The organism is Dictyobacter alpinus (assembly GCF_003967575.1).
GTDB classification, from domain to species: Bacteria; Chloroflexota; Ktedonobacteria; order Ktedonobacterales; family Ktedonobacteraceae; genus Dictyobacter; species Dictyobacter alpinus.
The window spans coordinates 26380-39156 of the sequence record NZ_BIFT01000002.1 but is presented as its reverse complement, the minus strand read 5'-3'; the positions used below and the strand labels follow the sequence as shown (position 1 = coordinate 39156).

At 48.6% G+C, this 12777-nt stretch carries 9 protein-coding genes and 1 pseudogene; 5 read left to right on the top strand and 5 right to left on the bottom strand.

Going from position 1 to position 12777, the window contains the following annotated elements; translation table 11 throughout:
• Positions 1-5: 5 nt before the first annotated feature.
• Entirely contained in the window at positions 6-287 is a 282-nt protein-coding gene (locus EL633_RS22370) for a hypothetical protein (protein ID WP_126629529.1), read from the top strand.
• Positions 288-1135: 848 nt separating this feature from the next.
• Here the strand turns inward: EL633_RS22370 and EL633_RS22365 are convergent.
• Positions 1136-1825, bottom strand: a complete 690-nt coding sequence (locus tag EL633_RS22365) for an RICIN domain-containing protein (RefSeq protein WP_126629528.1) — start codon at positions 1823-1825, stop codon at positions 1136-1138.
• Between the two features lie 816 nt (positions 1826-2641).
• The gene (locus EL633_RS36675; RefSeq protein WP_161982347.1) at positions 2642-2797 is read right to left on the bottom strand and encodes a hypothetical protein; all 156 of its coding nucleotides are present in this window, start codon (positions 2795-2797) and stop codon (positions 2642-2644) included.
• Between the two features lie 741 nt (positions 2798-3538).
• Between EL633_RS36675 and EL633_RS22360 the strand changes: the two genes are divergently transcribed.
• Entirely contained in the window at positions 3539-6079 is a 2541-nt protein-coding gene (locus EL633_RS22360) for a tetratricopeptide repeat protein (RefSeq protein ID WP_161982346.1), read from the top strand.
• A gap of 383 nt (positions 6080-6462) precedes the next feature.
• Positions 6463-7536: pseudogene (locus EL633_RS22355) on the top strand (ISL3 family transposase); the annotation flags it as partial.
• 268 nt (positions 7537-7804) lie between these two features.
• Here EL633_RS22355 and EL633_RS22350 read toward each other — a convergent pair.
• The 3 genes from EL633_RS22350 to EL633_RS22345 form a co-directional block, all read right to left on the bottom strand.
• Positions 7805-8728 carry a pentapeptide repeat-containing protein gene (locus EL633_RS22350; protein WP_161982345.1) on the bottom strand — a complete coding sequence of 308 codons (924 nt, stop codon included), beginning with the start codon at positions 8726-8728 and terminating at the stop codon, positions 7805-7807.
• Complete coding sequence (locus EL633_RS37590) at positions 8698-8892, bottom strand: hypothetical protein (protein ID WP_246039231.1); 195 nt, start codon at positions 8890-8892, stop codon at positions 8698-8700. The genes EL633_RS22350 and EL633_RS37590 overlap by 31 nt, the downstream gene beginning before the upstream one ends.
• Positions 8893-9170: 278 nt before the next feature.
• Complete coding sequence (locus tag EL633_RS22345; protein WP_126629524.1) at positions 9171-11072, bottom strand: tetratricopeptide repeat protein; 1902 nt, start codon at positions 11070-11072, stop codon at positions 9171-9173.
• A 340-nt stretch (positions 11073-11412) separates the two neighbouring features.
• Here EL633_RS22345 and EL633_RS22340 point away from each other — a divergent pair, with 340 nt between their 5' ends.
• Together EL633_RS22340 and EL633_RS22335 are read left to right on the top strand one after the other, a co-directional pair.
• On the top strand, positions 11413-12282 hold the full coding sequence (locus EL633_RS22340) for an alpha/beta hydrolase family protein (protein ID WP_246039230.1): 870 nt from the start codon (positions 11413-11415) through the stop codon (positions 12280-12282).
• A 61-nt stretch (positions 12283-12343) separates the two neighbouring features.
• Complete coding sequence (locus EL633_RS22335; protein WP_126629523.1) at positions 12344-12733, top strand: MerR family transcriptional regulator; 390 nt, start codon at positions 12344-12346, stop codon at positions 12731-12733.
• Positions 12734-12777: the final 44 nt, after the last annotated feature.

Genomic DNA, 12777 nt, shown 5'->3' with positions numbered 1-12777 from the left:
AAACGGTGGCACGCTACCGACAGCGTGGGAGTGAGCAGGAACTGGAGATCCGTCACGTGTTCTCGTGGTTTGGAACCACCTGTACGGCGGCCGAGGCTCATGAGGCGATCGTGCTCCTCACACGCTACCTGCGGGCCACTTTTGGCGAGGAGGCCAGTGCCTATGCGACACCGGCGCTTACCTTTCAATCCCTCTGGACGCGCCTCAATCGCATCCAGAAACGGAGTTTTGCCTCGCTGCTAGCGCCGATTCGGGAGACGATCCGTGTAAACGCGAAAATTACATGAGCCCTTTTTTTCGTGGTGGCATGGTGAGAAGGAGGAAGGGGGGGACGGGGGAGAAAGCGCCTAGGGAGAGGGCAGAAGGCGGTTGAGGGAGAAGGGGAAGTGTTCAAAAAGCGAAGAAAAAAGCCCACCAAATACAAATGGAACTGAGTGTGCCAGCCTCCTTGTGTCATTCTTTGATCGATAGATGATGAATGTGTGAACAGTGAGGGGGGGAACGAGGCGAGCAAGCCCGGTGAACGTGCCGGGATTGCTCACTGCTGTGTGAGAGGAAGCAGGAGGCCGCCATGCGTGCGAGAGAGCACGCAGGAAGGCGGGCCAGCTGGGCGATGTGAATGATGTGGTCTGGGAAAGCCGTGAGGACGTGGGTGACGATGCGCTGGAGATCGGTGTCTAACTGCTGGGAGCGAGGCAGGAGCATGGCCTGCAGGCGTGTCCAGAAGGCATCGGTTGTGGCGTCGTGCAGGCCGAGCAAAGCGCGTTGCTGTGCGAGCGAGAGGCCGGAACGCTGGCGGTGGAGATGGAGGGCAGAGCCGAGAAAGCCAAGGGCACTGGCGGCAGAGATATATCAGGCTGTTAGGATGGATGTATCGTTGGTCATCATGGGTATCCTTTCAGTGGAGCCGAGAGAAGGTACCGAACGGAGAGGGACGAATGTTGGGAACTGAGGAATAGTCGTGAGAGAATGAGAAGGAAAGAACAAAGGCTGCTGATCTCGGGATCGGCAGCCTTTGTTTGTCGTCAATGTGTGTTGGCGTCCTCTGAGGGGGGTCTTACGGGGGCAACTTGGTCGACGTGGAATCGGTGTGCGATCTAGACCACTTTCTGATCGATGGCCTGAGAGGCGGGCCTTAGTACCAAGATTGGTCGGCATTACCATTACAATCCCATTGGATTGCATAGGTACCAGCCGTTTGGCTCGCTTCAGTAATACCCAAACATAGTCCTGAATTTTCATTGACAATGTTCCATATTGGCCACCCATCGCTCGTAAAAGAGCCTGTCCAAACCCACAGCCAAGATTGGTCGTGACTATTATTACAAGTATACTGAACTACCGAGGCTCCCTGGGCAGTTGATGCACCTTGAACTCCCATGCATTTACCACTATTAACGCTGGTTACTGTGAAGTATCCATAACCATTCGAATAGTAGGGTGCCATGGACCACCGTTGATTATTCTGACCATTGTAAGGCCATTGGTCGATATGCGCGCTGTTATTTGTAGAGTTCCCATAGACATCCATCTCCATATTCGCGTTGAGGTTCGTCCAATAAGATGGATTTGGGTATATATATTTAGGTACCCAACTATAGTAAGCACTGTATACTCCATTTTTGAAATAATAAGCGAAATCACATTCCCAATCTTCATTCACTCCACCGTTAACCTGTACGGTTATGCTGGCGTGCCAATAACCTGAACTTTCTGTACAGGGTGGTATTGTGGAAGCAGCATGAGCGTTTGATGGTGAACTAACAGGTATGATTAATACAAAAAGAAAGAAGGCGAAGAAGATACTTCTCAAAAGTGTTTTCATGTTCAATCTCCTCGTTGTTTTCTCTGACTGGACGTATTTGAAATGCGTAAGCTAATGTGGCCTTTGTAGGATCAGCATTGTAACTAGAGTTGCCTGAGGTCATCCTCAATCATCGCAAGACTTTTTGGCTCTTCACCCAAAAATCTGTCAACTCGTTAACTTATTAATGGATGATGTGTTAACTTTTCTTGTAGCATTCAGCATAGACCTTTGGCTGAAAGATGTGTGCTATTCAAGCTCCATGGTGTATAGTACACAATTATTTCTAAAGGATATTATAGCTGTATTGTAGGGAAAAGAAGAACATCATATAGTACAAGATGTATGACATTTATGACATTTTTTGTGATGTCCTGAAGCTGCAAAAGGCAAGGGTATGATTCTTCGTGTTCGCTTCAGCTATCGAGCACCAACATCTGTGTAAATGCGAAAATGAAATGACCACGTTTTTTTCGTGGTGGCATAGGGAGAAGGAGTAGGGGGGAAAGGGGAGAGAAAGCGCGTGAGGAGAGGGAGAAGGAGAAGTGTTCAAAAAGCGAAGAAAAAAACAGCCCAAAGAACCATGGAATTGATGGTGCCAGCCTCCTTGTGTCATTTTTTGATCGATAGATGAGATGAATGTGTGAACACGACGTGAGAGGTGAACAGCAGTGAGCAGGGCCGGCGCTCAAACCGTTCCTGCTCACTGCTGTGTGAGAGGGTGCTGGCTGCTATGGCTTCAATGGTGTGAGCAGAAAGGTGGCCAGCTGGTCGGTGTGGATGGAGGCGTTTGGGCACGAAGTGAGCACGTGGGCGACGATGGGTTGGAGAGCGGCGTCAAAATGATCTGGACGAGGGAGAGGCATAACCTGCAGGCGTGTCCAGAGTGTGTGCATAGGTGAGGCTATGACGCTGTTGATGGAGTGCGAGAGTGGCGGCGAGGAAAAAGAGGTTGAGGCTGGCACGGTGTCCAGCGCGATCGAGATGTGACATGGATGTGTCCTTTATAACATCCTCCACCTGAAGTATGTGGATGAACGAGCTGTGATGAAGATGATGTGTGAGACAGGGATGTGTGGTGATCTGCTGCGTAGGCAGTTGGTGTTTGTAATTTCACGAAAGAGACGATGATGAGCAATACAACCACTAAAAATACAAAACGTCTTTTTATAACTTTAATCCGTTCAATTCAATTAAAGTGTAAAAATCACAAGATGTTTTTATTAATAATATATCATCTGAAGTAATAATATGAAAAAATTACTACGATGAAAAGTGTTGAAAAATACAAAAGTTATTTCTCATTTTAGAGCTATATTCTTAGCTAAAAAGATGCAATAACTGATTGAAACAACTAACTGAATGCTCTTGCATGGAAGCACGATGCAGGTTCTCTCTACGATGCTCGAGGATGACCTTGCAATCAACATGCGCTATATCAAGATTTGAGTGACAAGAGCTCTTCTTCTGCCTCTAGACTAGTCGGTTGCCCTGAAGCAAACGCGCCCTACCTTTGCTTTGGGCTTTAGATAAAACATACGCAATATTTACCATACTGGCATAGAGAGAATATCCTTTCTTAAGTAAATTTTACCTTACTTGTGTAGCAAATAATAACATCATATAATACAAATCGTATGACATTTTTCTTGTCATATGCTGAAGAAGCAGAAGACGAAGACTTTCTCACGCTTGTTCTCTTCAACCATCCATCACAAGCAACAAAGGAGAGGAATGGTGACACCTAAGGTACGGATACCTTTGATCGAAGCACGACAGCAACGCCAGTGGTCGCAGCAAGAGGTTGCCGATCGCTTAGGGACCACACAGAATAACGTGAGCCGCTGGGAGCGAGGCATCACCACACCCAACCCGTATTTCCGTGCGAAAATTTGTACCCTTTTTGGCAAAAGCGCCCAACAATTGGGGCTACTCGAAGAAAAGACCCCGTCGACAACCAACGAGAAAGGAACATTAGCAGCAGTGGAGAGCTCCAGCGCCTCCCCTCCAGACAAAAGTACGCTCTGGACTGTGCCCTATAGGCGCAATCCACATTTTACCGGGCGCGACGAGTTGCTTGATTGGCTTGCCCAGCAACTCGCACCTCAATCACAGAAAGAAGAATCGAGAACGCGTGGAGCCACTCTCAGCCAACCACAGGCCATTAAAGGGCTCGGTGGCATTGGCAAAACTCAACTGGCCCTCGAATATGCCTATCAGTACGCGTTTGAATATCGAGCGGTCTTCTGGGTCGCTGCTGAAACGATTGATACTATCGACGCTAGCTTTACGACTATCGCTGAGCAGTTGCACTTGCCTGAGCATGAAGAAAAAGACCGTCATAAGATCATTAAAGCCGTTCTACACTGGTGTGCCACCCACAAAGAGTGGTTGCTGATTTTTGATAATGTTGAATCTCTCTCTCTTGTCAAACCTTTTCTTCCAACGACCAGGCAAGGTGCGATCTTGATTACGACACGCCTGCACGCTTTAGATGGCGTTGCGCTCGCCTTTGAACTTCCTCCTTTCTCGTGTGAGGAAGGTATCCAATTTCTTCTTCGTCGAACTGGGGGCAGTGATATGCGTTCGTTATCCGAGCAGGATAGCCTTGAACTACTGAAGGTCGCGAAGGCGGTCGTTGAGACAATGGGTGGATTGCCACTTGCACTCGATCAAGCGGGAGCCTATATTGAGCGAACGGGATGTAGTTTCACAGACTATCTTCATATGTATCAGAGCCATCACATCCAGTTGCTTGATGAGCGTTCTGCATTGGCTGAGCATCCTTATTCAGTGGTCAAAACAATTCTTTTCTCATTCCAGAAGTTGATGGAGGTGAATGAGGCAGCCGCCGATTTGCTGCGGCTCTGCGCTTTTCTGGCCCCGGATGCTATTCCAGAAGATCTTTTCACGCGAAAGGAAGTCTTCTTCGGGCCAGCACTTGATCTTGCCGTGAACGATGCCTACCGTTTTAATCACGTTCTAGGAGAAGCTTTACAATATTCGCTGTTATACAGGCAGCCGCAATCGCATACACTCTCACTACACCGATTAGTCCAGGTTATTTTGAAAGCCACCATGGACGAGACAACTTCCCATCTCTGGATCTCTCGGGATGTTGCTCTCATCTCGGCTAGCCTTCTCCCGTTCCAGGAGAAACATCATGGGGTATATGATGATCGCTATCTTCTACATGCACATTCTGTACTCCAGCATATCGAGCAGTGGAATGGAGGAGAGGAGCAAGCGCTCCTCGTGCCGATCTGGTATTATATTGGATTGGTGGCCGAACAGTATAGCCAGCTCACAGAGGCTAAAAATGCCTATTTGCAAGGACTTATGATTGCACACAACTCTCATTCGTCGCTTGAAGCCGCATTTCTTGTCCATGCCGGATTCATGATGAGTGATCTTGGTCATGATCAGCAGGCTCTTCAGTATTTAGAGCAAGGTGCAGAGCTCGCCAGACAGACACATGATGAGGGGACACTTTGCTTTTCCTTAGTTCATCTGGGGCAAATACAAGACAATCTCGGCAACTATCAAGTGGCCGCATCACTATACCAGGAAGGGCTAGCGGCTACAGTGCGTCGGCATGATTGGGCAATGGCAAGTGCTTTTTTGCAAGATTTAGGGATACAGTTGGTGCGACGTGGTGATTATGAGCAAGCAGAAGTGCTCTATCGCGAAGGGCTCTCGTATGCGCAGCAGAGTACTCATCTGGGTCGCCAGAGTGCCCTATTGATGAATCTTGGGATGCTCGCGATTCACCAGCAGCAGTACGATCAAGCGTTGACATATTCTCTTGAGAGTTTAGCCTTAGCTCAACAGGTACACAACCGCTATCGGATCAGTTCTATCTCACAAAATCTGGGTATCATCTACCGTTTGCTTGGTCAATTGGAACAGGCGCAGTACTACCTTGATGAGGGTTTGACACTGGCTCAGGAGATACAACATTCCTGGCTGATCGCTGAAACGCAGGGAGAGTATGGTTGGCTTTACCTGGAGCAAAAGCGCTTCACCGAAGCGAAAGAGATGTTTGAGCATATGCTTGTGGGAGCACAGCATATTCAAGCGCCAGAGCTCATTGCGCGCGCGCTCTTTGGGTTAGCCCGGGTTGCTTCTCAGCAAAGCCGCTGGGAAGAGGCACGATCTCTTGCTCAGGAAAGCCTGGAGCACTATACCCAGCTGGGAGATGCTCAACAGGACCATATCTCCCAATGGCTCGATGCCTTTTCATCCGGGCTCCCTGAAAGTTTTTCCTTCCAGTAAAGGCTGCCTTTTTTCTCGTGCAGGATCCACCTTGGTAGTGGAAAATGTGGTGTGTTCATAAATGGGGTATCTCCTTTGTATGTATAGATACAATGACGACGATCGTTGTATTCACAGGATAGCAGGAACGGAGGAGAAAGTGAGAGTGGGGTGGATCAGAAAAAACACGCACTTTTTCGGATGGCATGAATAGGGGCATTTCCGGGGCTGCGCTTCTGCTTTTGCAACACATGAGAGAGCGGATGTGGTGAGATCGGCATGCGAAAACAGAAGATGCCGGTGGGGACATGGCCCCTCTTGTTGTGTTGGAAATGTGGCGGTGCATCGTCATATTTACTCCCTGAGATGGCGACGTGAAGGAGACATGTGCTGATCGTTCACCGAACGTCTTGCCCAATCGTCTGGTCGAAACAGTTGCTACATGGATGCGTTCTCATCCAGAAATTACCATCGTGAGCCGTGATCGAGGAAGTGAGTATGCATCGGCAGCATCTCAAGGAGCGCCTCAAGCGGTACAGGTAGCCGACCGTTTTCACATCGCCAAAAACATGACAGAAGCAGTCCAAAATCTTCTTGCCCGTGTCCTGCCAGAGATGAAAGGACACGGACAGGAGGAAGATGTTTCTGAACTGACAAAGGCAACTGTCTCCCTTCCTATTGAGGAATGGCGTCCAGCGCAAGAAGCGAGCATCAAACAAACCATTGCCACACGACGTGCAGAGCGGCAAGACCGTTATCAACACGTGATGATTCTCTCTGAGCAAAAGATGACATCGCAAGAAATTGCGAACCATCTTGGGATGAAAGCACGAACGGTGCGGGATTGGCTTCAGAAAAAGGTTGCTCCTGATACGAGACCGCGTCGAAAACAGCAGAGCGATTTTGACCAACACGCGCCCTATGTGTTGAAACGATGGCGGCAAGGCGAGCACAATGGCCGACCGTTATGGCGTGAAATCACAGCTCAAGGATTTAGGGGTTCCGAACGTATGGTCTATCGGTTTCTAGAAACATTGAAAAACATAGACATTTTGTTTTCTGCTGGACATTCTCGTCTGCCTTACTACACTTCAAACACGGCAGTCTGGTTATTTGTACGTGATCCTAAGACACTCAATGAAATTGAGAGGCAAGATCTCGATGCCTTTCGCTTAGCGCACTCAACCCTTGATATGACTTATCGCTTTGTGCAAGATTTTTGGCAGATGCTTCGACATAGCGAAGGAGAACGATTGGAGACCTGGATAGAGCAGGTCATGCAAAGCCAGATTCCTGAACTCCAACGTTTTGCGAGAGGTGTGGAACTCGATAAGGCTGCTGTCCAATCAGGGCTGACACGTTCTATCAACAATGGACCAGTAGAGGGCCAAGTAACGAAAATGAAACTGATCAAACGGATGATGTATGGCCGGGCTGGCTTTCATTTGCTCCGCCAGCGAGTTTTACATATGTTCTGAGTGCGAAAACAACCAGGCAGAAATCACCAAAGTTGTGCCAGAGCCAATATATGTGTCAAACTACACCCTTCTGCTATTTTGAACGAGCGCATGTATTGTAACACAGGTATAAATTTATTCTCATGAATATGCTAGATTTGTCATTTCTGTTCTTCTTGTCCCTGACCTGTCAGGTGACAGGATACCTGCCTTCTTCCTGCTGTCAAGGGTGGGGGGATGTGGAGAAGTTTGTCATGTGAAAGGGTCCACGGACCTACACCCCAGTGCGTTATGAACCCTTATCCTGGGAGGGTAACGGAGGCGTGAAATATTCTTGTTGTGGTAGTGCAGAGAGAGGGGGACCTTGGGAAGACGAGTATGGAGCGGTGTGATCATCTGAGGATGGTGCCACTGAGGGTGCTTCCTTCTTAACAGCGATATGCTCTTGCGTGGGTGCGGCTTCTTGTATGAATGAGGTTTGCAAAATGGCCTTTTGGGGAGATATGGCTGTGGCGTTTTGCGCTGGTGGTGCTGATGGTGTGGCTTCTTCATCCACGATTGCGCCGTTGGCTTTGCAGTGAGCAATTTGTTTTGTTGTGAGTCCTGTGACACCAAGCAACAGGGTTTTGTCGAGGAGTGTATGTTTAAGATTGAGAGCATTTCTGAGATTAACTCCGCTGAGATCGGCTCCGCTGAGATCAACCATGCTGAAGTCTGCCCCTCTGAGGTCGGACCAGCGGAGATTACCCCCGCTTAGATCAGTATTGAATTCACCAAACTTACCTTGGAAGAGCTTGATCCCCCCGTTAAGATAGGCCCCATGGAGCGTGGCATTGCTGAGATCGGAACCGCCAAGTTTGGCCCCGCTAAGTTTAGCCCCGCTGAGATTGACTCCGCTGAGATTGGCCCCGCGGATATCAGCCTCGGCTAGAATGGCCCCATTGAGATCAGCTCCACTGAGAATATCCCTGCTGAGATTGGCCTTCATGAGATTAGCCTTCATGAGGTTGACTCCACTGAGATTAGCCTTCATGAGGTTGACTCCGCTGAGATCGGCTTTACTCCATTTGGTATTGCTGAGGTCAGCGTTCTCGAACGAGATAATGGGGTCAGGTTTCCCCGTCAACAGGGCTTCACTGAGAAACACAAAAATGGTGCGTGCCCTGTTACCATCCAATTGTGTTAATGTGCTGATGGTACGGGTACGTGCCACTTTGCGTACTTCGGCATCTGGCAGAGAGGTGCGCAGTCCCCTTTTTCTTTGGTGGAACCATCCGGTTGTTCCTGATTGGTGCTGTGCTTGACGCCGAGCGTATAGTCGGGATCTCCAGCAAGAACCTGATCTTTGTTGAAGCGATCGGAGACGTAAGCACGCATGTTGTTTTCTTTCACCCAGGCATACAGGTGCTTCACATCGAAGGCCACGGTCTCGCCGAGTCCAGGAATCTCGGCTTGGAGTGCAGAGACGGTGGCAGCAGAGCCACTTCGCCAACGACCCCATCATCGCCGCGGACAAACCTTATCTCTCTCAAGAGAGATTCTCGCTGCCATAAACCGCAGGATAACCTTGAGATTGTCCAGCTACACAAAGGGCTTGATGTTACAGATAAGCGCATCAAGCCCTTTGTGCTTCTTAATACATAGAAGAAGATTTTTTACCATATACCACGGCTTCTGGCCGCCACTTGAATTTTTTTAGCCTCCTCAGTCCTTCCCTGTTTGCGCAATATTTCTACCAATTCATGATACGCATCAGCATTGTTGGGATCAAGCTTAATTACTTTTTGCGCGTACTCAAATGCTTCGTCATATCGCCCTAGATAAAAGAGTGCATCGCGCTTTATGGTATTGGCAAAAGGGCTACGCGAATCCAACGCAAGAGCCTGGTCGCAAGCAAAAATCGCATCCGCATACATCCTCAATTGAAACAGGATACCCGCTTTCTTAATCAATGCCATTGTGTCGTAAGGATTTATACGTAAACTATGCTCTACCAATAATAACTTCTGCTGTTGTTTACCCACGGTTACCAGATCGGTTCTGACAGCGTTAGCAATATTGTCACTGGCATCACGCTTCAATGCCTGCTGGCAATACTCATAAGCCTCTTCATAACGTGTTAATCCGAACAGCGCCCGCGCTTTATAGGCCAGCGCCCGGCTGTTGTGCGCATCACGCTGTAACATCTGTTCACATGTCAACAACATTTCCCCATATTGCTGGAGTCCCACCAGAGCTTCAAATTTATGGAAATAATGAGAGGTATTGTCAGGCTGCAGGCGTATCAATTGCTCATATGCGGCGGCGGCCTGCTTGTAGTTGCTCGATCGGAGTTGAGCATCGGCAAACCGTTCCTGAACATATCTATTGTCTCCATTTAAACGCATAGATTGTTTATACGCATAAATAGCCTGATCATATTGTCCTAGTTCGAAAAAGATATCTCCTCTGCTGATATATGCTTTGTTCAGACGTGGATCTAACTGATTGGCCTGTTCAAATGCAGCCAGCGCCTCCTTGTAACGCTTCAATTGATAAAGCAAGGCCCCTTTTTCCATCAGCCAGGTTACGTTCGTCGGTTCCAGCTTGATACACTGCTCATAGACATTAACCGCCTCTTTATAACGCTTCAATTTGCCAAGCAACTGCGCTTTTTCCTTCTGCCAGTTTACATTAGCTGGTTCGAGTCGAATACATTGATCATAGACCTCAATAGCCTCGGCATAGCGCTTCATTTCGCTTAATGCCCTTATCTTATTACGATACACTATGACATCTTTTAATCCATGGGAAAGAGCCAGATTACTCGACTCCAATGCTTGTGGGTACCTCTTTGAGCGCAGCAACACAGTACTCTTATGCATATAAGCAGTACCCTGACCAGGGTTAAGCCTGATGGCACGTTCACAAATATCCAGGACTTCAGTAGTGCGATTGAGAGCCATCAATGCATTACACAATCCCATTAGAGCGGCATACTTATGCGCGCTTCCTTCATATGATTTTAGAACCTGGTCAAAGGCCGAAAGCGACTGTTCATACTCTTTTGCGCTCAGAAGTGAACTGCCCCTGACGAACCATTTCTGCGCAATCAGCTCCTTGACCACGCGTTGAATCTCTTTTACCACATCCACAAAGATCCTGTCGCGTTCGAATGAGGAACCGGCGGCGCTAATAGGCATTCCATCAGGCGGTAAAACCTGCAGATGGCTAAAAGGCGCATCCGCCCAATGGACATGGCGCACAATAATGGGAATGACGCGTGATTTTCCAATTTCATGGCGCTGAATCGCCAGCTTCATTTCTTTATCATAACAGTAGTCTGAAGCCAGAAAATCTGAACTGATCAGCAAAAGAACAATGTCAGCCGCCAGCAGTTGTCTCTTTGACTCCTGTTCCCACGGCTGACCTGCCCTGATCATACGATCATGCCAACTCTTGATCGAACCAGAACGCATCAGCGGCATTAAATGCTTTGCTAATTCTTCACGCGGGGAACTATCTTCCTGGGCATAGCAGTAAAAAAGCGAAACGGTTGGCGCTGGTTCACTCGCCATTTGTAAACTCCTGGTCTATCCATATCTGGCACTGCATAAATATTCACGCTATAAAGCATATCATCGCATAGTAGCATTTAGAATTCAATACTTACCTGTAAAGTATAGCAGCACTTTAGATGCCAGGCGAGTGGAGTATTCTTTGCCTAGCCGCAGCTGCTTAGAATTATAGAAAGCAATATTTAATGCTCTATGTGATTATTATATGCTAAAAGCATCGGAAAAATTTATAAGAAACACTTAGTCTGACTTGAATTTTGAAAAATATACGGTGACATAATACAATGAGGCCGCAGATAGCGGAATACAAATCGTCTCATGGTGGTTAAAGGAAAAATGAATGGGTGAATCTTCAGAGCAGCGCCAACGCCAGACCGGCACTTCTTTTGACAGATTAGCCTATGGTGCTGATCCATTTCAGTATGGTGAATTGTATGTACCAGAAGGACCTGGACCACATCCGGTCGTAGCATTGATCCATGGCGGCTTCTGGCGCAAGGCATATGATCTGACGCTGATGCAGGGGCTGGCTCAAAACCTGGTCGCGCAGGGCATCGCCGCCTGGAACATCGAATACCGGCGCATCGGCAATCCCGGTGGTGCCTGGCCAGGGACATTTCTGGATGTTGCGGCCGCCACAGATTACCTGAACGATCTGGTTCCAATCTATCAGTTGGATCTGCGGCGCGTCGTCGCCGTGGGGCATTCCGCAGGAGGGCATCTGGCCTGCTGGCTGACCTGTCGTCACCTGTTACCTTCCGACAGCGAAATCAATACCAGCCAGACGCCACTAAAATTAAGAGGAGCCATCAGCCAGGCGAGGGTCGTCGATCTGGAGCAGGCATGGCAGCTTCAACTCAGCCAGAACGTGGTACAGGAATTACTGCGGGGCAGTCCATCTGAACAACCCGCCCGCTACGTACAGGCGTCACCGGCAGCCTTGCTACCATCAGGTACCTCTCAGATACTGGTACATGGGAGCATTGATGATGTTGTGCCGATCAGCATTAGCCGCAGCTACGCCCACAAAGCCAGTGCAGCCGGAGATAACGTTTCAGCTACTGGAACTACCGGAGGCCGATCACTTTATACTGATCGACCCCAGTTCAGAAGCCTGGCAACTCACCGTAAAAGGGATCAAACACTTGATGGGTTAATACGGAAGCCCCGCATATGGACAACTCAAGGCATACAAATCTACAACCCTTGACAAATTCGAACGCGACTGTATCATAAAAACATGACGTTAACGTTACATTCGAGGTTGAGCAATGAATGACCGCATGCGCATAGGTGATCTAACAGAACGAGCCGGGGTTACCCCGCGCACCGTTCGCTATTACGAGAGCATTGGACTGCTCCCTCCCGGCGAGCGTGAAGGCCATGGCCAGCACTATTACGGCGAGGAGACCCTGGCGCGTCTGCGGAAGATTGATCAGTTGAAGAAACTAGGACTCAGCCTGGATGAGATTCGCGATGTCATCGACCTCTATTTCACTGATTCCAGCGGGATACAGCCCAAGCAGAAGGTTCTGGCCATCCTGCACCAGCACCTGGCCGAAGTGAATCAGAAGATTGGTGCGCTCCAGCAATTTCGCGCCGAACTGCAGAGCAACATCGAACGCTTCGAGTGCTGGCTGGAGGAACAGGAACATCGTTAGTCTTTTTTTGCTCTAAACATGATGTTAACGTCAACTTTAACAGC